Source organism: Pseudomonas halotolerans (genome assembly GCF_039581215.1).
Taxonomy (GTDB): Bacteria; Pseudomonadota; Gammaproteobacteria; order Pseudomonadales; family Pseudomonadaceae; genus Aquipseudomonas; species Aquipseudomonas tehranensis.
In genome coordinates this window covers 81,672-102,152 of sequence record NZ_JBCNTJ010000021.1, presented here as the reverse complement: position 1 = coordinate 102,152, position 20,481 = coordinate 81,672, and the positions used below count along the sequence as shown (strand labels likewise).

The 20,481-nt window shown below is 59.5% G+C and carries 20 protein-coding genes, 2 tRNA genes and 1 pseudogene; 19 read left to right on the top strand and 4 right to left on the bottom strand.

Features of this window, described 5'->3' with window-relative positions:
- Window positions 1–231: 231 nt before the first annotated feature.
- The 18 genes from panM to AAIS01_RS23460 all read left to right on the top strand — a co-directional run bounded on the left by panM (window position 232) and on the right by AAIS01_RS23460 (window position 16,393).
- Entirely contained in the window at window positions 232–630 is a 399-nt protein-coding gene (gene panM, locus AAIS01_RS23545) for an aspartate 1-decarboxylase autocleavage activator PanM (RefSeq protein WP_343470932.1), read from the top strand.
- A 117-nt stretch (window positions 631–747) separates the two neighbouring features.
- Entirely contained in the window at window positions 748–2,985 is a 2,238-nt protein-coding gene (locus AAIS01_RS23540; protein WP_343470931.1) for an AsmA family protein, read from the top strand.
- Window positions 2,982–4,049: an A/G-specific adenine glycosylase gene (gene mutY, locus AAIS01_RS23535; protein ID WP_343470930.1), complete on the top strand. Its 1,068-nt coding sequence runs from the start codon at window positions 2,982–2,984 to the stop codon at window positions 4,047–4,049. The genes AAIS01_RS23540 and mutY overlap by 4 nt, the downstream gene beginning before the upstream one ends.
- Window positions 4,046–4,318, top strand: a complete 273-nt coding sequence (locus AAIS01_RS23530; RefSeq protein WP_092401386.1) for an oxidative damage protection protein — start codon at window positions 4,046–4,048, stop codon at window positions 4,316–4,318. Before mutY ends, AAIS01_RS23530 begins: the two co-directional genes overlap by 4 nt.
- Before the next feature lie 102 nt (window positions 4,319–4,420).
- Window positions 4,421–4,496 (top strand) — tRNA-Phe (locus AAIS01_RS23525).
- Window positions 4,497–4,650: 154 nt separating this feature from the next.
- Window positions 4,651–5,058 (top strand): hypothetical protein, encoded by a 408-nt coding sequence (locus AAIS01_RS23520; RefSeq protein WP_343470929.1) that lies wholly within the window; start codon window positions 4,651–4,653, stop codon window positions 5,056–5,058.
- A gap of 209 nt (window positions 5,059–5,267) precedes the next feature.
- The gene (locus AAIS01_RS23515; protein WP_343470928.1) at window positions 5,268–6,338 is read left to right on the top strand and encodes a PDDEXK nuclease domain-containing protein; all 1,071 of its coding nucleotides are present in this window, start codon (window positions 5,268–5,270) and stop codon (window positions 6,336–6,338) included.
- Between the two features lie 81 nt (window positions 6,339–6,419).
- Window positions 6,420–7,025, top strand: coding sequence for a biliverdin-producing heme oxygenase (locus tag AAIS01_RS23510; protein WP_343470927.1), 606 nt, complete (start codon window positions 6,420–6,422; stop codon window positions 7,023–7,025).
- Complete coding sequence (locus tag AAIS01_RS23505) at window positions 7,022–9,256, top strand: ATP-binding protein (RefSeq protein WP_343470926.1); 2,235 nt, start codon at window positions 7,022–7,024, stop codon at window positions 9,254–9,256. The genes AAIS01_RS23510 and AAIS01_RS23505 overlap by 4 nt, the downstream gene beginning before the upstream one ends.
- 40 nt (window positions 9,257–9,296) lie before the next feature.
- Window positions 9,297–9,743 (top strand): hypothetical protein, encoded by a 447-nt coding sequence (locus AAIS01_RS23500; RefSeq protein ID WP_343470925.1) that lies wholly within the window; start codon window positions 9,297–9,299, stop codon window positions 9,741–9,743.
- Window positions 9,744–10,092: 349 nt separating this feature from the next.
- On the top strand, window positions 10,093–10,866 hold the full coding sequence (locus AAIS01_RS23495; RefSeq protein ID WP_092401369.1) for an ABC transporter ATP-binding protein: 774 nt from the start codon (window positions 10,093–10,095) through the stop codon (window positions 10,864–10,866).
- 13 nt (window positions 10,867–10,879) lie between these two features.
- Window positions 10,880–11,647, top strand: a complete 768-nt coding sequence (locus AAIS01_RS23490; protein ID WP_343470924.1) for an ABC transporter substrate-binding protein — start codon at window positions 10,880–10,882, stop codon at window positions 11,645–11,647.
- Between the two features lie 78 nt (window positions 11,648–11,725).
- On the top strand, window positions 11,726–12,421 hold the full coding sequence (locus tag AAIS01_RS23485; protein ID WP_343470923.1) for an ABC transporter permease: 696 nt from the start codon (window positions 11,726–11,728) through the stop codon (window positions 12,419–12,421).
- Window positions 12,418–13,107, top strand: a complete 690-nt coding sequence (locus AAIS01_RS23480; protein ID WP_343470922.1) for an ABC transporter permease — start codon at window positions 12,418–12,420, stop codon at window positions 13,105–13,107. The genes AAIS01_RS23485 and AAIS01_RS23480 overlap by 4 nt, the downstream gene beginning before the upstream one ends.
- On the top strand, window positions 13,088–14,320 hold the full coding sequence (locus AAIS01_RS23475) for a methyltransferase (protein WP_343470921.1): 1,233 nt from the start codon (window positions 13,088–13,090) through the stop codon (window positions 14,318–14,320). The genes AAIS01_RS23480 and AAIS01_RS23475 overlap by 20 nt, the downstream gene beginning before the upstream one ends.
- A gap of 329 nt (window positions 14,321–14,649) precedes the next feature.
- The gene (locus tag AAIS01_RS23470; RefSeq protein ID WP_343470920.1) at window positions 14,650–15,474 is read left to right on the top strand and encodes an FkbM family methyltransferase; all 825 of its coding nucleotides are present in this window, start codon (window positions 14,650–14,652) and stop codon (window positions 15,472–15,474) included.
- 75 nt (window positions 15,475–15,549) lie between these two features.
- A tRNA-Thr gene (locus tag AAIS01_RS23465) sits at window positions 15,550–15,625 on the top strand.
- Between the two features lie 489 nt (window positions 15,626–16,114).
- The gene (locus AAIS01_RS23460) at window positions 16,115–16,393 is read left to right on the top strand and encodes a DUF3077 domain-containing protein (RefSeq protein WP_092402157.1); all 279 of its coding nucleotides are present in this window, start codon (window positions 16,115–16,117) and stop codon (window positions 16,391–16,393) included.
- 185 nt (window positions 16,394–16,578) lie between these two features.
- On the opposite strand, the pseudogene AAIS01_RS23455 reads toward AAIS01_RS23460, so the two are convergent.
- A pseudogene (locus AAIS01_RS23455) lies at window positions 16,579–16,861 on the bottom strand (type II toxin-antitoxin system RelE/ParE family toxin).
- Window positions 16,851–17,093 (bottom strand): CopG family ribbon-helix-helix protein, encoded by a 243-nt coding sequence (locus AAIS01_RS23450; protein WP_343470919.1) that lies wholly within the window; start codon window positions 17,091–17,093, stop codon window positions 16,851–16,853. Before AAIS01_RS23450 ends, AAIS01_RS23455 begins: the two are co-directional and overlap by 11 nt.
- A 338-nt stretch (window positions 17,094–17,431) precedes the next feature.
- On the opposite strand from AAIS01_RS23450, the gene AAIS01_RS23445 reads away from it, so the two are divergent.
- Window positions 17,432–19,039, top strand: a complete 1,608-nt coding sequence (locus AAIS01_RS23445) for a methyl-accepting chemotaxis protein (protein ID WP_186656279.1) — start codon at window positions 17,432–17,434, stop codon at window positions 19,037–19,039.
- A gap of 145 nt (window positions 19,040–19,184) precedes the next feature.
- Here the strand turns inward: AAIS01_RS23445 and AAIS01_RS23440 are convergent, their stop codons facing one another.
- Entirely contained in the window at window positions 19,185–19,862 is a 678-nt protein-coding gene (locus AAIS01_RS23440; protein ID WP_343470918.1) for an RES family NAD+ phosphorylase, read from the bottom strand.
- A complete protein-coding gene (locus tag AAIS01_RS23435; protein ID WP_092455900.1) occupies window positions 19,862–20,272 on the bottom strand; it encodes an MbcA/ParS/Xre antitoxin family protein in 411 nt (136 codons plus the stop codon). Before AAIS01_RS23435 ends, AAIS01_RS23440 begins: the two co-directional genes overlap by 1 nt.
- Window positions 20,273–20,481 lie beyond the last annotated feature (209 nt).

The window sequence follows — 20,481 nt, the reverse complement described above, 5'->3', positions numbered from 1 at the left end:
CCAGCCATGCATCACCCTCAGCCTTATTGCACGCAAAGCATGACTGTATTTTCTGGTGAAGCTTCATTTTGGTGCGTCATCAAGTCGCAGAAGGACGGGCGAGCGGGTAAAGGTTACCATTTTGCTTATGACAGAAAGCCAAAGTGCTATCACCTTTTTTACATCTTCTGTCTTATCGCGCCGATGCACGTTTTCTGTAGGGCGTGAACCGTTTATTTTTCAGGATTTTATATGCCCATCGTCGTCGAGCAGTTGAATCAAGCCACCTGTCGGGACCGGCAGGACCTGCGCAAAATCTACCAGGATGCCCCGGCCTGGCTGTTCGAGCCGTGCAGTGACGGCACGCAATTGATAGAGGAATATCTGAAAGACGGCTCGTTGATCGCCGCCCGCTTCAATGACCGGTTGCTCGGTGCCGCGCGTTTGCAAAGGCACACGGACGTCTGGCAGTTGTCCCAAATGTGCGTGCGAAATGTCACCCGTCGTCGTGGGGTGGCGGAACGATTGGTGAGCGAAGCGCGAAGGATGGCCGCGCAAAACGGTGCCGAGCTTCGACTCCTGGCGCCTGCCGGGCATCTGGAAGCCAAGGCGCTCGCCGCCAAATTGAGGATACCGCTGGATGAGCACTGATATGACCCGACACACATCCCGTGGCAAAGAAGCGAAAAACGATCAGCCAACGCTCAAGCAATTCAGGGCGTTATACTCCCAGGCTAATTTTTGAACTCAACCTACAAGGACTCGCCCATGAAAGCGTTCGGCAAAATCCTGGGTCTGGTACTTCTCGGGCTGTTGCTGGTCATTGTGGCCTTGGGCTTTGCCCTGACCCACCTCTTCGATCCCAACGACTATAAAGAAGAGATCCGCCAGATAGCCCGCGACAAGGCCCATATTGAGCTGACCCTCAATGGCGATATCGGCTGGAGCCTTTTTCCGTGGCTGGGTCTGGAATTGCACGAAGCCAGCGTCGCCACCCTGGCAAACCCGACACAACCGTTCGCCGATCTGCAGATGCTTGGCCTGTCGGTACGGGTGATTCCGCTGCTGCGCCGGGAAGTGCAGATGAGCGACGTACGGGTCGAAGGCCTGAACCTGCGACTCAACCGTGACAAGAACGGCCACGGCAATTGGGAAGACATCGGCAAGGCCCCCGCGTCTAAAACCACGGCAAACGCCCCGGCACCGGCCGAACAGCCTGCCCCTGAGGACAGCACCCCGACGCAGAAACCGGCCCAGCCGACCCGCCTGGACATCGACAGCCTGACCGTGAACAACGCCCGGGTCGAATACACCGACGAGCAGACCGGCAGGCAGTTCACCGCCGAAAGCATCCAACTGAGTACCGGCCCGGTCCATGACTCCACCAACATTCCGGTCACCCTCACCGCATTCCTGGCCAGCAACCAGCCAGCCGTGCGCGTGCGCACCGAAGTCACGGGCGAACTGCGCTTTGAGCGCGCCTTGCAGCGCTACAAGTTCGAAGACCTGAAGCTGTCCGGCGAAGCCACCGGCGACCCTTTGCAAGGTAAGACCGTGACATTCGCGGCACACGGGCAGCTACTCCTGGATAAGGCAGCGAATGTCGCCGAATGGACCGGCATCAAGCTGTCCATCAATCAACTGCGCGCGTTGGGCGAACTGAAGGTCAATGACTTGGACAAGACCCCGCAATTGAGCGGCGGCATGTCGATCGCCCAATTCGACCTGGCGAAATTTGTCGACAGCGTCGGCCAGAAACTGCCGGTCATGGGAGAAGGCAGCCTGAGCAAAGTCGAACTGGTCACGCGCATTGCGGCCACGCCGACCAGCGCCGAATTCAATAGCATCAATCTGAAAATCGACGACAGCACCTTCAGCGGTCGTCTCGCCGTGGAAGACATTGCCAAGCAGTCACTGCGTGCGCAGCTCAAGGCCGATACCTTCAACGTTGACCGCTACCTGCCGCCAAAGTCCGCCGAGGCCGACAGCTCCAAGGCGGCCCGTGAGGCGGAGGTCAGCAACACCGAAGCCAGCGCCATGGCCGGCGCCGGCAGCACACCGTTGCCGAGCGCACCCACCCAGGGCGCCTGGAGCAACGACCGGCTGTTTCCAGTCGAACGCCTGGGCAAACTGGACCTGAATGCCGACCTGACCTTCGGCCAACTGACCCTCGATAAGCTGCCGATCCAGAATGCTGCCCTCAAGGCCACCGGCCAGGGCGGCCTGCTGACCCTGGAAAACCTGCGGGGCGATTTGTACAACGGCAACTTCGAAGTCAAAGGCACGCTGGACGTTCGTCAGCCCATGCCGCAGTTGAGCCTGCAAACCCGCATCAACCGGGTACCGGCCGAGAAAATCATCGAAAGCCAGGGCAAGAATCCGCCGGTCAAAGGCCTGGTGACACTCAACAGCGCCGTGACCGCCAGCGGCAACAGCCAAAAGGCCCTGATCGACAGCCTCAACGGTACTGCCGGGTTCGTCATCAATGACGGCGTTCTGCTCAATGCCAACCTCGAGCAGCAATTGTGCAGAGGTATCGCCACCCTCAATCGTAAAACCCTCAGTGGCGAGCCCCGGGGCAAGGACACGCCGTTCCAGCAACTCAACGGCAACCTCACCTTCCGCAGCGGCGTGGCCAGCAACCCGGACCTGAAGGTCCGTATCCCCGGCATGACCGTCAACGGCAACGGCGACATCGACCTGCGTGTGCTGGGCATGGACTACCGCGTCGGCATCATCATCGAAGGCGACAAGAGCGACATGCCCGACCCGGCTTGCCAGGTCAACGAACGTTACGTCGATGTCGAATGGCCGTTGCGCTGCCGCGGACCGCTGGAGCTGGGCGCGAAGGCATGCCGCCTGGACAACGAAGGCCTGGGCAAAGTCGCCGCGAAGCTGGCCGGCGACCGCCTTGGCGACAAGCTCAATGAGAAGATCGACGAGAAGCTCGGCGACAAGGTCAGCCCCGAGCTCAAGGACGCGCTCAAGGGGTTGTTCAAGCGATGACCGCCGAGCAGTTTTCCAGCGCCGTACTGGATTGGTTCGACCGCCACGGGCGCCACGACTTGCCTTGGCAGCAAGACATCACTCCGTATCGGGTGTGGGTATCGGAAATCATGCTGCAGCAGACCCAGGTCAGCACCGTGCTCAATTATTTCGACCGGTTCATGGCCTCGCTGCCCACCGTGCAAGCCCTGGCCGCCGCGCCGGAAGACGAAGTGCTGCACCTGTGGACTGGCCTGGGCTACTACACCCGCGCCCGTAACCTGCAGAAAACCGCGAAGATCGTTGTCGACCAATATGGCGGTGAATTCCCCCGCGACGTGGAAAAACTCACCGAGTTGCCGGGGATCGGCCTGTCCACAGCCGGCGCCATCGTCAGCATCAGCATGGGCCTGCGGGCACCGATCCTCGATGGCAACGTCAAGCGGGTGCTGGCGCGCTTCACCGCCCAGGAGGGTTACCCGGGCGAGCCGAAGGTCGCGAAGCAATTGTGGGCGACCGCCGAGCGCTTTACACCTCAAGACCGGGTCAACGCCTACACCCAGGCGATGATGGACCTGGGCGCCACACTGTGTACCCGCAGCAAACCCAGTTGCCTGCTTTGCCCGCTGAAAAAAGGCTGCCAAGCCCACATGCTGGGGCTGGAGACCCGCTACCCGATCCCCAAGCCCCGCAAGGACGTGCCCAAAAAACGCACGCTGATGCCAATGCTGGCCAACCGCGAAGGCGCGATTCTGCTTTATCGTCGCCCCTCCACGGGCCTGTGGGGCGGCTTATGGAGCCTGCCGGAACTCGACGACCTCGACGACCTGCAACACCTGGCCCTGCAACACTCGCTGGAACTGGGCAAACAACAGGAAATGCCAGCTCTGGTACACACCTTCAGCCACTTTCAGTTGGCGATCGAACCCTGGCTGGTCCGGGTCCGGGAAACCGGCCATCACGTGGCCGAGGCCGACTGGCTCTGGTATAACCTCGCCACCCCGCCGCGCCTGGGCCTCGCCGCCCCGGTCAAGACCTTGCTCGAACGCGCGGCCGCCGTATTGAACGCAGGAGAGTTGCAATGACCCGCACCGTGATGTGCCGCAAGTACAAAGAACAACTGGAAGGCCTGGAGCGCGCGCCCTTTCCGGGCGTCAAAGGCCAGGACATCTACGACAACGTCTCGGCCAAGGCCTGGGCGGACTGGCAAAAACACCAGACCCTGCTGATCAACGAAAAACGCCTGAACATGATGAACGCCGAAGACCGCAAATACCTTCAAGGCGAAATGGAAAAGTTCTTTTCCGGCGAAGAATACGCCAAGGCCGAAGGCTACGTGCCGCCGTCCGAATAGGCCACCCAGAACCGGGGCGGATCGTAAGCGACGGTAATAATTAAATATTTTTTGATAACGTGCTTGACGACCCCCTGAAAAACCCGTTTAATGCGCCCCGTTGCCCAGATAGCTCAGTCGGTAGAGCAGGGGATTGAAAATCCCCGTGTCGGCGGTTCGATTCCGTCTCTGGGCACCAAATACCGAAAACCCCGATCAAGAAATTGATCGGGGTTTTTTATTGCGTGAAAATTTATTTCCGCTACCACCCTGTCTGTGGCGGATAGAAATTCGAAGGGTTTGCCCTGAAGCTGTAGCATAGGCGGCCTTATTTTCACGTCAGGAATCTGACCATGTCATCGGCAAACAAACAGCAGAAACGAAACCAGCGCGCCAAGGCGAAAGCCAAGAAGAATCGCATTCAGCGTGCTGCTGCGCCGAACGATTTCCTGGACCCGAACGATGAGCGCATCGATCTGGAAACCGTAGACTTGACGGAGCTGTTCCAAGTCATGCGCGCGGCTGAAAAGATCAGCCAGCAGGCCATGTGCGCGGTCTTCTTGGGGCATCCGCTGCTGGCGCTAGTGCTGGAGCAGGAAGGCGAGGAAGAGGCCACTGACTTCATCATTACCGCCCTGATCGAATACCGTCGCCTGACCACGGGCGTCGATGAGCAAGCCGCGCTGGACTGGGTCGAAAGTGAGCAGTTCCAGGCCGATTATGTCGCCGCGTCCAATGCGCTGGCCCAAGGTTCGATCTGATCATCGTCCGCGTTACGAGGACGTCGGCAGTGGATGACGCCCTTCCGGGATAGCTCCTACAAGCCGAGGTCAGCCAAGATCAGCCGGCGTCAAACCCGTCCTGCAAGAATTGGACGGCTTTCCTCCCACCTAATCAGACTCGCCCGGCATCATCGAAACGTCGTCCAGAGCATCCTTTTGGTCCGCCCATTCTCTCGGCTGACATTTCGATGACCGCACTTCTCCCTCAAGACGACCCAAAGCTTGCCCCTCTGATTAATGAACTAGGTGAACTGATCCGCCAGGCACGCCAGAAGGTGCTGCGTGCCGTCGATACACTCCAGGTTCAAACCTGCTGGCAGATTGGGCGGCACATCGTCGAGTTCGAACAGGGAGGAGCCGAGCGGGCGACTTATGGCGCACGACTGCTGCCGTCGCTGGCGAAAGTACTGACAGCGAGGTTTGGGAAAGGGTTTGATGAACGCAACCTGCGCCACATGCGGGACTTTTATCAATCGTTTCCAATTTGGAACGCAGTGCGTTCCGAATTGAGCTGGACCCATTACCGCACACTTCTGCGAGTAGAAGACCCAAACGCCCGTCATTGGTACATGAACGAAGTCGCCATCCAAAACTGGTCCACCCGCGCCTTGGAACGCCAGATCGGCACCCTCTACTACGAACGCCTGCTGGCCAGCCAAGACCGCCCGGCAGTGAAACAGGAGGCGACTTCCCATACTGAAAAGCTCAATCTCAGCCCAAGAGACATCGTCAGGGATCCGGTAGTCCTGGAGTTCCTCGGAATGCCCAATGCTGGCGCTGTGCTGGAAACCGACCTGGAGCAAGCCTTGATCGACCAGCTACAGGGCTTTCTCCTTGAACTGGGCAAGGGTTTCGCCTTCGTCGCTCGCCAACAACGCATCAGCACCGAAAGCAAAGACTTCTACCTCGATCTGGTCTTTTACAATTACCTGCTCAAGTGTTTTGTGATCGTCGACCTCAAACGCGGTGAGCTGAGCCATCAGGACATTGGGCAGATGGACATGTATGTGCGTCTCTACGACGACCTCAAGCGCAGTCCCGATGACAAACCCACTGTTGGCATTATTCTCTGTGCCCAAAAAGATGAATCGGTGGTGCGTTACTCTGTCCTGCGAGGCAACGAACAATTGTTCGCCAGCCAGTACAAACTGGTACTCCCTACGGAAGAAGAGCTGCGCAATGAGCTGGATCGTGAACGGGAAAGGCTGGAGAGTTGGCAACCGGGCCTGGCGACGGGCGAAATGACAGCCGACAGCTGATGACCTTTCTCGGCAAAAAATCTGTGTAAGATTGATGCGCTTTTTTTCCAGCAACGCTCCAGTCAACGAGCTCTATCGCGCATGTCACCGGCCGCACCTCCCCCTTCTCTGATTCAGGCATTGCGGACCGAAACCGCTGAGCTGCACGTCGCCCTGGAAAAACGCTTGCCGTTTTTCTCCGAACAGCTGGACCTCGACCTGTACCGGCGCCTGATGGCGGCCTACTACGGCTTTTATAAACCGCTGGAACAACGACTTCATGTCCTGACGCTGACACCGACGGGGCTGGACCAATCCCTGCGGATCAAACTCCCCGTACTGCGGGCGGACCTCACGGCACTGGGTCTGAGTGACCACGCTATCGAAACACTGCCCACCTGCGCGGACCTGCCGCAGATCGACTCCCGTGCCGCTGCCCTAGGGGTTTCCTATGTGCTGGAAGGTGCGACGCTCGGGGGGCAGATCCTGCGCCGCAGAGTGGCCGAACAGCTGGGTCTTGATGCCTCCAGCGGCGCGGCGTTTCTCAATGTGTATGGCGAACTCACCGGCCGGCGCTGGAAGGATTTCCTTCAATACCTGGGCGACAGGAACCTTGGCGACGCTCAAACGCTCGAAGTCACACGTGCCGCCAAAGCGACGTTTACCCATTTTGAACACTGGCTGGACAGCCAAAAGGTATTGTTATGACCCCGGAAAACCAGGAAGCCTTCGAAGAACTGCTGGCCAATTGTGCAGATGAACCGATTCGCTTCCCGGGGGCCATCCAGCCTCATGGTGTACTGCTGATGCTGTCCGAGCCCGACTTCGTCATCCGGCAGGTCAGCGCCAACGTATTGCTATTGATGGGACACGACCCTCAAGGTCTCCCGGGCCAGACATTGGATGTACTGTTCGGGCAGCAGCAAGCCCAGGCCATCCTCAAGGCCTGTCGCACCGATGCGGATGGCGACAACGCGCCCGTGGAGATTGTCGTGAACCAGCTGCGGTTTGACACCCTGGTCCACCGCCATCAAGGCGCCTTGATCGTCGAACTGGAACAGCACTTGAGCGACTACCGCCCCGAAGGCGTCAGCGGTGAAGCCAACCTGGGGCGCATGTTGCAGCGCCTGCAAAGCGCGAAAAGCCTTCAGGCCCTGTACGAAATCAGCGTTCGAGAAATTCAGGCCATGACCGGCTACGACCGGGTGCTGATCTATCGTTTCGAAGAAGAAGGCCACGGCCAGGTGATCGCCGAGGCCAGCGCGCCGTCGATGGAACTCTATAAGGGCCTGTTCTTCCCGGCATCCGATATCCCTGAGCAGGCCCGGGAGCTGTATCGCACCAACTGGCTGCGGATCATCCCCAACGCTGACTACACACCGGTACCATTGGTCCCGGCGTTGCGCCCCGACACGCAAACACCCCTGGACCTGAGCTTTTCTACCCTGCGCAGTGTCTCGCCGATCCACCGCCAGTACATGAAAAACATGGGTGTTCTGTCGTCCATGAGCATTTCCCTGATGGAAGGCGAACGGCTATGGGGCCTGATCAGTTGCGGTAACCGTCAACCATTGCTCGTACCCCACGAGATGCGCATGGCCTGCCAGACCATCGGCCAAGTGCTGTCGCTGCAGATCAGCGCCATGCAAGCACTGGAGCTGACCCGCCAACGGGACGCCAAGCTTGAGGACCTCAAGGTGCTCGCCACCGCCATGGCCGCGTCCAGCGACAATGTCTTTGACGGTTTGTCCCACGAACCTCAACGGCTGATGGACCTGGCCGGCGCCACCGGCGTCGCGATCCTTGAGGACAACAAGCTGCACCGCCACGGCCAGTGTCCGGAAGCGGAGCAGATCCGCGAGCTGCATAAATGGATACTGGAGACTGGCGAGGCCGTTTTCTCCCACCACAACCTGAGCAGCGTTTTCGCTCCGGCCCAGGCTTATCAGGACGTGGCGAGCGGTGTGCTGGCGATTCACCTGCCCAAGCCTGTGGACAATGGCGTGCTGTGGTTCCGCCCGGAGGTGAAGCAAACCATCCAGTGGAGCGGCGACCCGCAAAAACCCCTGGACCTGGAAAGCAGCGAGACAGGCGTGCGCCTGCGACCGCGGACGTCTTTCGAAATCTGGAAAGTCGAAATGGCCGGCATCAGTACCAAATGGACCCACGGAGATCTGTTTGCCGCCAACGACCTGCGCCGCTCGGCCCTGGAAAACGATCTGGCCCGGCAAGTCCACAAGGAGCGTCAAGCTGTTCAGGCGCGTGATGAACTGGTGGCGGTGGTGTCCCATGACCTGCGCAACCCGATGACGGTCATATCCATGCTCTGCGGCATGATGCAAAAATCCTTCAGCTCCGACGGCTCCCATAGCTCCAAGCGAATTGCCTCGGCCATCGACACCATGCAACAGGCCGCCAGCCGCATGAACGTACTGCTCGAAGACCTGCTGGACACTTCGCGCATCGACGCCGGACGCTACACCATCCATCCCCAACCGATGGACGTCAGCCAGATATTCGAAGACGCCTGCTCACTGCTGACGCCACTGGCAACCGCCAAGGCCATCGATATTTCGTTCCACGCCGAACCCGACCTGAAGATCAATGCCGACCCCGAGCGGCTGTTCCAGGTGCTCTCCAACCTGATCGGAAACGCCATCAAGTTCACCCCCCAGCAAGGCAGCGTAGGCATCAGCGCGATGTCGGTGGGTGACGAGATCGTGTTCAGCGTTCGTGATACCGGCGAAGGAATCAAACCTGAGCAGTTACCGCATGTGTTTGATCGCTACTGGACAGTCAAGGAAGGCAACCCGAACGGCACCGGGCTGGGTTTGTATATTTCCAAGGGGATTGTCCAGGCTCATGGCGGTAAACTGCGCGCCGAAAGCCAACCCGGCAAGGGCAGCGAATTCAGCTTTACCGTGCCGAAGATCAACTGAGCCGGGCATCGCCCCCTAACCCACTGGAAACCGAAGCCCAATGGCCTCACTGAACAAACAGCAAAAACGCGCCAAGCGCGCCAAAGACAAAGCCAAGCAAATCCGCATGAGCGGGCGTAAATCCATCCCCATGTATGGCGACCCGGCCCACGCCACCGCCCAGCCACCGGTCTACGTGCTCGAACTGTTCGCCAAGCTGCGCGAAGCCGAGGCCAGCAGCCGTAGCGAAATGCTCGACACGCTGCTCGCGTCCCTGAGCGTGATGATCAGCGAACGCCCCGGCCTGCTGGACCTGAAAAACGCCGAAAACGAAAGCATGGCCGCCACCAACCTGGCCGCCGACATGCTGGTGGACTACCGCATGTGGGCCGACGACATGGACCGCGAGACGGCCCAGCGCTGGCTCAGCACTCCGGAGTTCATCAAGGACTTCAGCGAGGCGCTGGATCGTTATCGTCAGTTGATGGAAGAGCCCGCCAGCGAATAGAACGCGACCAGCTCACGCAGATGAGAACAGCCAGCTAAAATCTCCTATGGACGATAAAAACGCACAACGGCAACACTCATCCGGTTAACCCTTCCAACCCCCGCCCAAAGCTGGCACCATCGCGCCTTTTTTTACGCAACTCCCCGGGATTTTTACCGGTAAACAGAGTTCGAACGGCCGTTTGGTTGTTGATGGCGCGACAGTCTGCTGCGCCGATGCGACAACCTGCCGCACATTCACGGTTTACCACCCGTAGCGCTGTTGGCTGCCATTCGGACGCTATGCTAGCTTGGCCGCCTCGCCAGGAAGGCCGCCAACAGCAAGGGAGCACACACCATGAGGACCGCACATGGCCCAGGCCACGCCCGCGCTTGAAATCCGCAACTTGCACAAACGCTACGGAAAGCTGGAGGTGCTCAAAGGCGTCTCGCTGACCGCCCGCGACGGCGATGTGATCTCGATCCTGGGTTCCTCCGGTTCCGGCAAATCCACATTTCTGCGCTGCATCAACCTGCTGGAAAACCCGAACCAGGGCCAGATCCTGGTGGCCGGCGAAGAACTCAAGCTCAAGGCAGCGAAAAACGGTGAACTGGTGGCCGCCGATGGCAAACAGATCAACCGCCTGCGCAGCGAAATCGGTTTTGTGTTTCAAAACTTTAACCTCTGGCCGCACATGAGCGTGCTCGACAACATCATCGAAGCCCCGCGCCGGGTGCTCGGCCAGAGCAAGGCCGAGGCGGTGGAAGTGGCCGAGGCCCTGCTGGCCAAGGTTGGCATCGCCGACAAGCGTCATGCCTACCCTGCCGAACTTTCCGGTGGTCAGCAGCAGCGCGCCGCCATCGCCCGCACGTTGGCGATGCAGCCTAAAGTGATTCTGTTCGACGAGCCCACCTCCGCCCTTGACCCGGAAATGGTCCAGGAAGTACTTAGTGTGATCCGCGCCCTGGCCGAAGAAGGCCGCACCATGCTGCTGGTGACTCACGAAATGGGCTTCGCCCGTCAGGTTTCCAGCGAGGTGGTGTTCCTTCATCAAGGCCTGGTCGAGGAGCAAGGATCGCCACAGCAGGTCTTCGAAAACCCGCTTTCGGCGCGCTGCAAACAATTCATGTCCAGCAACCGCTAACGGAGCAGTACCTATGCAGACCTACAAGAAAATCCTCCTGGCCGCTGCCGCCAGCCTGGTCTTCTCGGCCAGCGCCATGGCCGCGGACAAACTGAAAATGGGCATCGAAGCGGCCTACCCGCCGTTCAACAACAAAGATGCCAGCGGCAACGTGGTCGGCTTCGACAAGGACATTGGCGACGCCCTGTGCGCCAAGATGAAAGTCGAATGCAGCGTGGTGACCTCCGACTGGGACGGCATCATTCCAGCCCTGAACGCCAAGAAGTTCGACTTCCTGATCTCCTCGCTGTCGATTACCGAGGAACGCAAGCAGGCCGTGGACTTCACCGAGCCGTACTATTCCAACAAACTGCAATTCATCGCGCCGAAAGCCACCACCGATTTCAGCACCGACAAGGCGTACCTGAGCGGCAAGACCATTGGCGCCCAACGCGCGACACTGGCCGGGACCTGGCTGGAAGACCGCAACATGGAAGATGACTACAACATCAAGGTCACGCTCTACGATACTCAGGAAAACGCCTACCTCGACCTGCTCTCCGGCCGCGTTGACGCCATCCTGGCGGACAAATACGTGCAATACGAATGGCTCAAGAGCAAAGACGGCGCCGCCTACGAATTCAAAGGCGACCCAGTGGTGGAAAGCGACAAGATCGGTATCGCCGTACGCAAGGGTGACGACGAACTGCGCACCAAGCTGAACGCCGCGCTCAAGGAAATCGTGGCCGACGGCACCTATAAAAAGATCAACGACAAGTACTTCCCGTTCAGCATCTATTGATACTGACGTGCCTGGCCGGCGCCGCTTCATTGCGGTGCCGGTCCTTAGCAAAGCCTGCCGCGATATGAACACACACCCATGATGATCGATCTCTACGGATTCGGCCCGGCGCTCGCCGCTGGCGCGCTGATGACCGTCAAACTGGCGCTCTCAGCCCTCTGCCTGGGGCTGGTGCTTGGCTTGCTCGGCGCCTTGGCCAAGACCTCCCCGTACAAGCCGCTGCAATGGCTGGGCGGCACTTATTCGACACTGGTTCGCGGCGTCCCGGAATTGCTCTGGGTGCTGCTGATCTACTTCGGCACCGTCAACCTCATGCGTGCCCTGGGCGAATACTTCGGTAACCCTGAGCTTTCCCTCAACGCCTTCGCCGCCGGCGTCATCGCCCTGGGCCTGTGCTTTGGCGCCTACGCCACGGAAGTATTTCGCGGCGCGATCCTGGCAATTCCCAAGGGCCATCGCGAAGCTGGCGTGGCCCTGGGGTTGTCCAAATGGCGGATCTTTACCCGGCTGATCATGCCGCAGATGTGGCGCATCGCCCTGCCCGGCCTGGGCAACCTGTTCATGATCCTGATGAAAGACACGGCGCTGGTGTCGGTGATCGGCCTGGAAGAAATCATGCGCCATGCGCAAATCGGCGTGACCGTGTCCAAGCAGCCGTTCACCTTCTATATGGTGGCCGCGTTCATGTACCTGGGCCTGACCGTGCTCGCCATGATCGGCATGCATTTTCTGGAACGACGTGCCGCTCGCGGCTTTGCCAGGAGCACCCAATGAACTGGGAAGTCATCATCAAGTGGCTGCCGAAACTGGTCCAGGGCGCGACACTGACCCTGGAACTGGTGGCCATCGCCGTGATCGCCGGTCTGCTGCTGGCGATTCCGCTGGGCATCGCCCGCTCCTCACGCCTGTGGTACGTGCGGGCTTTGCCCTACGCCTACATTTTCTTTTTCCGTGGCACGCCGTTATTGGTTCAGCTGTTCCTGGTCTACTACGGTCTGGCGCAGTTCGACGCCGTGCGCAGCAGCGCATTGTGGCCGTATCTGCGCGATCCGTTCTGGTGCGCCACGGCCACCATGACCCTGCACACCGCCGCCTACATCGCTGAAATCCTGCGCGGCGCGATCCAGGCCATCCCTCGTGGTGAAATCGAGGCCGCGCGGGCCCTGGGCATGTCACGACCCAAGGCCTTGTTCTACATCATCCTGCCCCGTGCAGCGCGCATCGGCCTGCCGGCCTACAGCAACGAAGTGATCCTGATGCTCAAGGCCAGCGCCCTGGCGAGCACCGTGACCCTGCTGGAGCTCACCGGCATGGCCCGCACCATCATTGCCCGGACCTACTTGCCGGTGGAGATCTTCTTCGCGGCCGGTATGTTCTACCTGCTGATGGCGTTCGTGCTGGTGCAAGGCTTCAAGCTGCTGGAGCGCTGGTTGCGCGTCGATGCCTGCCAAGGGCGCTGACCGCAGCGTGCTGAGGGGCGAGGCGTTACTCGCCCGTTTCACCGCGCTGGATGCTTTTCTCACAACGCACCAGGCATTGTGGAAACCGCGTCCGTTCACCCACCTGCAACTGCCATGGGAAGGGTCCTACCCTGAGCTGGCCCAATGGCTACGCCAGCGTTCGCTGGAGGACGCGGAAAACGACCATCACCAACCCTGGCTGATTCAACATGCACCCGCGCCATTTCCAGAGCTGGCGACCATTTCCCAAGCGTTGAGCGCAGTCGCGGAACTGCCGGACAAAGGGCTCGAGGCCGCTGCCCATCGCCTCAGCGTCGACGTGCCAGGCCGCAAATGGCAGCAGATCGAAGCGTTCGCCAGCCGCCTGCACTTCGCTACCAAACCAACCCACTGGCTCGATTGGTGCGCCGGCAAAGGTCACCTTGGCCGGCGCTTGTTAGGCGACAGTCAACAATTGACCTGCCTGGAATACGACCCGGCCCTGGTCGCCAGCGGCCAGCAACTGAGCCAACGCCACCGTTTACCCGCCACGCACTTGCAGCAAGACGTGCTGGCGGCAGAGGCAGCCCAGGCGATCCGTCCTGAACACACGCCGGTAGCCCTGCACGCCTGCGGCGACCTGCATGTGCGTCTGATGCAATTGGCGAGCGCCGCTGGCTGCACGCAACTGGCAATCGCCCCGTGCTGCTACAACCGCATCAGCACCGAGCGCTACCAACCGCTGTCCGATGCTGCCAAGGGTTCGGTCCTACAGCTATCGCTGGACGATCTCGGTCTACCGCTGACAGAAACCGTCACGGCCGGCGCTCGCATTCGACGGCAACGAGACCAGTCCATGGCTCGGCGCCTGAGCTTTGACCTCCTGCAGCGGCAGATCCGGGGATGCGACGAGTACCTGCCCACCCCGTCACTTCCCAGCGCCTGGCTGGAAAAGTCCTTCGCCGACTACTGCATCGATCTGGCCGCCATGAAAGACTTATCCACAGTCGGCTCACCTGACTGGACAGCACTGGAAGCAGCCGGCCATCAGCGTCTGGCCGAAGTGCGCAACCTGGAATTGGTCCGAGGCCTTTTCCGGCGGCCTTTGGAGCTGTGGTTGGTGCTGGATCGGGCACTTTTTCTCAGCCAGAAAAACTACCACGTCCGCCTCGGCACCTTCTGCGAAACGCCGTTGACGCCACGCAATCTGATGCTGCTGGCCGAGCGTTGCTGACACGAGACAGCCTGTGGATAACTCTGTTGATGAAAAAGTCTTGGATCCAATAAATCCGCGATTTTCTGCTACAACCGAGGCTGGTCATTTTTTGTTCATATGGATAAAAAACCATTAAAACAGGCATTTGCGAGCAAACGAGAAAACTGTCACAAAATCGCAAGATGACAGTGGCCCCGTCCCACCCGTTGTGCATAAGCGCTCAAACAAAACGACATAACCGCCGAACTCAGTGCTCCCTCACGCCAGCAATTGCGCCCACCGCGCCCGTGCAGTACAACAGCCTTACGTATCGTGATTGACACAATGCCGACACACAAGGACTGGCCGTGACGTTCATTTCCTACGCACAGAACTTCGAAGACATACGCCTGTGGCGCGCCCTTCAATCGGTGGAAAACGGCTTTTATCTGGACGTAGGCGCCAACCATCCGACAGAAGATTCCGTGACCCGGGCTTTCTACGACCACGGTTGGCGCGGGATCAACATCGAACCGGTGCCGGCGTACTACGATGCCCTTTGCCAACAACGTCCCGACGACATCAACCTGCAATGCGTGGCCGGCGAAAACGCCGACAGCCTGACCTTCTACACCATTGCCGACACAGGCCTGTCCACCGTCGAAGCCAGCGTCGCCCAACAACACCGCGACGCCGGCATGAACGTCAGTGTCCAGACCGTCCAGTCCCGCACCCTGACGTCGATCTGCGAACAATACGCCCAGGACCGTCCCATCCACTTCCTGAAAATAGACGTCGAAGGTCACGAAGAAACCGTGCTGCGCGGCATGGACTTCAGCCGCTGGCGCCCCTGGATCATCCTCATCGAAACCCCATGGGCCCGCGACCAGACCTGGGAAACCCTCGTCACCGACGCCGGCTACCAGCCCATCCTGTTCGACGGCCTCAACACTTTTTACCTCGCCGAAGAACACCTGGCGCTCAAACCCGCTTTCGACATCCCCCCGTGCAACCTCGACGGGTTCCAGTTCTGCAAGGGCCACAAATTCAGCCACCCCCTCAGCGAACCCGACCAACAACTCACCACCGCCCTGCAACGCGCCGAACGGGCCGAAGCCCAACTCCATGCCCTGCAAAACAGCCGCACATGGCGAACCTTGCAGAAAGTACGCAACCTCGTACGCCGCGCCTGAGCCAGGGCCCTGCAAAAATAGTCAGAATTCAGGGGTTTACAGAACGCACCCAATCGCTATAATCGTCGCCCACACGCCGGTATAGCTCAGTTGGTAGAGCAACTGACTTGTAATCAGTAGGTCCCGGGTTCGACTCCTGGTGCCGGCACCATACAAAACGAAGCCCTCGCAGAAATGCGAGGGCTTTGTTGTTTCTGCACATCCACTTTCCTATCCACACACTGAACTCTGTGGGAGCGAGCCTGCTCGCGATGAGGCCATCACCCACCGACACTCTGCCATACAGACGCAAGCTCGCTCCGTCCGCCCCAGATGCGTTAATTCCGGACACACAATTCCAGCCCCGCCAGCATCGCGCCACGATTGTCCCCTATCCAATCGACCGCTACCCTCCAACTGTCGTTGCCAATTCAGCGACCGGGCGTAGGAAACCCGAAGTAAATCAAGGCGTATCAGCTGCGCCTCGCTTACTATTGCAGGCGCTTTTTTTGTATCTGCGATATGCGTTATGGCGGCTGTGCGCGGGACACCTTCGGGTGTGCCGGGTGCCTTGATTCCCGGTTTTCCTACCCCGTGCATGGCCGCCACCCAATCCCGTAGGAAAGGACGGTTGCGGCTCTCTCAGTCAAGGAGCCAGACAATGCCAAACCCGCAAGACCTCAAAACCCCAGGCCTGACCCCCTTCTCCTTCCACTCCGATCGCCCATTGTTCCGCGTCACCAGCGGCGTCCCCATCGGCGAAGCCCTCTCCCATGCCTCCGATCTGCTCCACGTCGCCAAGCTTCTGGCCGAGGATGCGGCGATGATTCGCAGCACGGATCGGTATGCTTGGGCGTCGTGTTATTTACAGGATATGAGCAAGGCGGTGATTGATGATGTGGTGAAGGTGCTGGAGGCGCCGGGGAATATGTCCGCTTAGGTCACCGGGGACATCCGATGCTGCTCACTTAAGCGGGGGCGGCATTGGATCAGGAGCTGAGCGATTCGGGGACAGACCACGATTCCGTAAATGAATATGCAGTGACGCCAAATTAATCGTAGTCTGTGCCCGTTTTTTCTTAGATGAGTCTGGAGGATGTACTTCATCCCTCGCTTTGCGCCCCTTCACCACTTGGCGCGAGGGCGTTGCCGCGTATGAAATACCCCAAGGATTTGAAGGCGGTCACCGCGTACCCGGTAGGGGATGAGATAGGACCAGTTGGGCACTGCCCATACGCGTGTTTTTGACTCGACCCTCACGGCCCATGGCGGGAAATGGGGCCAGTTTGTCTACGCTGGCGAAAATCGCATCTGAGAAATCATCAGCAGCCTTGGGGTTTTCAAGGGCTATATAGCTCGCTTCGTCTTCCAGGTTTTTGAGGACTTTTTCAAGCCACTCAACCCGCATTCCTGCTCCAGCGGCGGGCGCGCATTGCCGCAACCTGGTCGTCGGTGGCGAATTTACCTTGATCAGCCTCTTCAACCGCCAGTTCACTCTGCGCAGTCAAAGCCTTCTCGTGCTCGATGTAGTCGCGAAGAACATCCATCGCCAGATAACTCACGGTTTGGCCATTCGTCTTAGCCAGATCGGAGAGCGAGTTCGAAAGGTCTTCCGGCAGGTTCAGGGATATTCCGGTCATGGCGGCCTCGATGGTGAGCGGTTGATGAACACCTTATACCGGCAAGGGTCATTCGGGGACAGACCACGACTACGAGACGGGCCGACTACTCAGTTAGCTCAATATCGTGGTCTGTCCCCGATTTTTTCATTGGATCCGGCACTGAAAACCGGGCGCAGGCGCAAAGGGGGTTGCTTCGCACCCCAGCGGGAGCAAGCTCCCTCGCCACGGGCCGTGTGCAACATTCACTTAATCTTTTTTCCGCCAATACCTTTATAGCGGCGTCGCCCGCACCAGGCGCTGCGCTTGCGCTCTACTACACTTGCCCTCAAATCCCGCCCCCTCTGGAGTATCAGGCGATGAAGATCAGGACCAAGATCATAGGCTCGGGGTTGATCAGCCTTTTCTTTGCCCTTGTGCTCGGCGGTATCGGGTTGTGGGGCTATATCAGCATGACCAGCGCCCTGGCGCGTAGCGAGACCAGTATTTCGGCCATGCGCAAGCACATGGAGGCGGACATGATGCACGACGCTATTCGTGGCGATGTGTTGGCCGCTTTGCTGGTGGCGCCGGGGGATGCCGCGGGAGCCAAGGAGGTGAGAGAGGCGTTCGATGAGCATGCGCAACGGATGCGCAAGGTCATTGCCGAGAATGCCGAGGCCCAGTTGCCGCAAGCGATCGCTCAGGCCATTACCGAGCTGAAGCCGCAAGTGGAAACCTATATTGCATCGGCTCAGCAGGTGATCGCTAAGGCGTTGGGTGGCGCCCAGGATGGCCGGGCGTTGCGGACGGAGTTCGACGGGGCGTTTTCGGCGCTGGAGGAGCGTAACGAGGCGGTGAGTGAGTTGATCGAGAGCCAGGCCCATGCCACCCGCGAGCATCAGGACCACAGCATTCAAACGTCGGAGCGCTGGCTGGTTTTCACGTTGCTGGCCACCTGTGTGGCGTTGGCGCTGTTGTCCTGGAGCCTGCTCAAGGCGGTGCTTACACCGCTGAATAACATCATCCTCAACACTCAGGCGATTTCCCAAGGGGATTTGCAACGCTCAATGGGCGCGCACAGCAAGGATGAGCTGGGCCAGTTGCAACGCGTGATCGAGCAGATGCAGGTCAATTTGCGGCAAATGATCGCCACGATCCGCAGCCAGAGTGACGAGTTGCATGGCACCTCGCGCGTATTGGGCGATACGGCGCGGCAGATTGTGTCCAGCGCCGATCAGCAGGCGCAGAGCGCCACCAGCATGGCGGCGAGCATGGAGCAGATGATGGCGAACATCAGCCAGATCCATCAGCACGCCGACAGCGCCCGGACGATCTCGGCACAGTCCGAACAACTGGCCAGCAGCGGCGGGCAAGTGATTCTTGGGGTGGTGGAAGGCATGAGCCGGATCGCCGAGGTGGTCAATCAGTCGTCCAGCAAGATCACGGCGCTGGACGCCTCGTCTGAAGACATTCATTCGATCATCCAAGTGATCAAGAGCATCGCCGAACAGACCAACCTACTGGCCCTCAACGCCGCCATCGAAGCTGCCCGTGCCGGGGAGGCGGGGCGCGGCTTTGCGGTGGTGGCCGATGAGGTGCGTAACCTGGCGGCGCGCACTACTCAGTCCACCCAGGAAATCACCGCGATGATCGAGCGCATCCAGACCAGCGCCCGGGATGCGGTGGCGAACATGCAGGCTTGCGTCAGCCGCGTGGACGAAGGCGTCTCACTGGCCCAGCAGGCCGGGGTGTCTATCAGCGAAATCCGCACCGGCGCCCGGCATGCAGCAGAAGTGGTCGAGGAAATTTCCCAGACCATTGCCGAACAATCGAAGGCCAGCGATGAAATGGCTCAGAGGGTGGAGTCGATTGCCGAGCAGTCCCGCGAGAACACACGCTCGATTCACAACCTGACGCAAACAGCGGATCAATTGAACGATGCGGCGGGGTCGATGCAGGCTTCGGTGCAGCAGTTCAAGATTTGATCAATAAGCTGCATTCACGTTTGTGGCGAGGGCGCGTGCTCTCGCTGGGGTGCGTAGCAGCCTCTGCTTTCAATACTCGCGAATGATTGAAAATTATGGCTGGGCAATAATTATTGCCCAGCCATAAAAACGCCAAAAGCCTGACTCACACCTGGCTCACCTCAAACACAAACGAAATCTCCCGCTTCTGGGCGCTCCAGACGTAGCGGATATGCTTGCCCTGCACCGGAACCGAAACCGCCGGAGGGCGAAACGCCGCCACGCATTCGTGCCCAGGCAGACGGACGCTGTTGTACAGCAAGCCCCAGGACAAGGTTTCGCGCAGTTGCCGGGCGAACACCTGGGAGGGACCGTAGGCAGTGGGGTCCGGATCATGCAGATGCGGGTAGTCTTGGCGGATATCGTGCAGCGGCTTGATGACCTTGTTGACGTAGGTGCGCATGGTCAATTCCAGATCCGGCTCGTTGGTCGCCCCGAGGAATCGCGCCTGGTGGTAGCAGGTCTCGGCAATGGCGGCTTCCTGGCTGCTGGCGACGTAGTAGACGCCGAAGGTGCCGTCACTGAAGCGGCTGCTTTTGCCGATGTGGGTAAACGCGGCCATCACCGGCGAAGAGCCGGGCCCGGAAATGCGGTCCTCGGGACGTACCCGGGACAGCACGCCGGCTTCTTCCATGAGCCGGTCGTTGGTCAGTGCTTCCAGGGCATATGCGGTGGGCAGGTCCTCGGGATCAAGCACATCTTCGAACAGCGCAATCGGCGGGAAGCTGCTGTTGACGATCCGGTAGGCACGCTTCCATTGCGGGTCCGCCAGGGGTGGCGTCATCAACCGCGCACTCCGTCGAGGTAACGCCGCACATCGGCGATGTCCACCACCCGCCCGGCGAGCATATAGGCCAATGCCGACTGGCCGTTGAAGGGCGCAGCGGTATTGGGGCTGTTCACCCACTGGTAAGCGCGGTCCCGGCTGTTGCTGAAGATGATGCTCAGCGCCTTGTGAATACCCATGAGATAGGAAATGCGCTCCAGTGTGTCGTGAGGCAGCCTGACGTTTTCTGGTAATTGCTTGTACTTATAGAAAGTCGTGTTGCCTACCTTGCCCAGCAACGTGCGCTGCTGCTCGACGCTGCAGCCCCACAACGCCATGAGGTTGAAGAAAAACTTCAACGCGACCCGACCCGCGTCCGGGGAGTCCAATTGTTGCTGCGCGTTGAGGCTGATGGAGGAGGTTGCCATGAGATTTGGGCTCCATTGCTAGGGCTGACACCTAGAGAGTAGTACAAATACGGATAAAATATTATTTTTTGTTCGTAAACGTATTTTTACCACCCTCTACCTGAACAATTCAGCCAGCCGTGTGCAGGAATTTTCTTTGCGCCAGCCGCTTACGGACTCGCTGACCGCCTCGATTACCGTTGATCAGGCAAAAAACCCAAATCCCGCAT

Coding starts and splice junctions, on each gene's coding strand:
- AAIS01_RS23445 (WP_186656279.1), top strand. CDS start 17,432: ATGAAGATCAGGACCAAGATCATAGGCTCGGGGTTGATCAGCCTTTTC.
- mutY (WP_343470930.1), top strand. CDS start 2,982: ATGACCGCCGAGCAGTTTTCCAGCGCCGTACTGGATTGGTTCGACCGC.
- AAIS01_RS23475 (WP_343470921.1), top strand. CDS start 13,088: ATGCCTGCCAAGGGCGCTGACCGCAGCGTGCTGAGGGGCGAGGCGTTA.
- AAIS01_RS23510 (WP_343470927.1), top strand. CDS start 6,420: ATGTCACCGGCCGCACCTCCCCCTTCTCTGATTCAGGCATTGCGGACC.
- panM (WP_343470932.1), top strand. CDS start 232: ATGCCCATCGTCGTCGAGCAGTTGAATCAAGCCACCTGTCGGGACCGG.
- AAIS01_RS23450 (WP_343470919.1), bottom strand. CDS start 17,093: ATGACCGGAATATCCCTGAACCTGCCGGAAGACCTTTCGAACTCGCTC.
- AAIS01_RS23440 (WP_343470918.1), bottom strand. CDS start 19,862: ATGACGCCACCCCTGGCGGACCCGCAATGGAAGCGTGCCTACCGGATC.
- AAIS01_RS23460 (WP_092402157.1), top strand. CDS start 16,115: ATGCCAAACCCGCAAGACCTCAAAACCCCAGGCCTGACCCCCTTCTCC.
- AAIS01_RS23530 (WP_092401386.1), top strand. CDS start 4,046: ATGACCCGCACCGTGATGTGCCGCAAGTACAAAGAACAACTGGAAGGC.
- AAIS01_RS23515 (WP_343470928.1), top strand. CDS start 5,268: ATGACCGCACTTCTCCCTCAAGACGACCCAAAGCTTGCCCCTCTGATT.
- AAIS01_RS23505 (WP_343470926.1), top strand. CDS start 7,022: ATGACCCCGGAAAACCAGGAAGCCTTCGAAGAACTGCTGGCCAATTGT.
- AAIS01_RS23490 (WP_343470924.1), top strand. CDS start 10,880: ATGCAGACCTACAAGAAAATCCTCCTGGCCGCTGCCGCCAGCCTGGTC.
- AAIS01_RS23435 (WP_092455900.1), bottom strand. CDS start 20,272: ATGGCAACCTCCTCCATCAGCCTCAACGCGCAGCAACAATTGGACTCC.
- AAIS01_RS23520 (WP_343470929.1), top strand. CDS start 4,651: ATGTCATCGGCAAACAAACAGCAGAAACGAAACCAGCGCGCCAAGGCG.
- AAIS01_RS23540 (WP_343470931.1), top strand. CDS start 748: ATGAAAGCGTTCGGCAAAATCCTGGGTCTGGTACTTCTCGGGCTGTTG.
- AAIS01_RS23485 (WP_343470923.1), top strand. CDS start 11,726: ATGATGATCGATCTCTACGGATTCGGCCCGGCGCTCGCCGCTGGCGCG.
- AAIS01_RS23495 (WP_092401369.1), top strand. CDS start 10,093: ATGGCCCAGGCCACGCCCGCGCTTGAAATCCGCAACTTGCACAAACGC.
- AAIS01_RS23500 (WP_343470925.1), top strand. CDS start 9,297: ATGGCCTCACTGAACAAACAGCAAAAACGCGCCAAGCGCGCCAAAGAC.
- AAIS01_RS23480 (WP_343470922.1), top strand. CDS start 12,418: ATGAACTGGGAAGTCATCATCAAGTGGCTGCCGAAACTGGTCCAGGGC.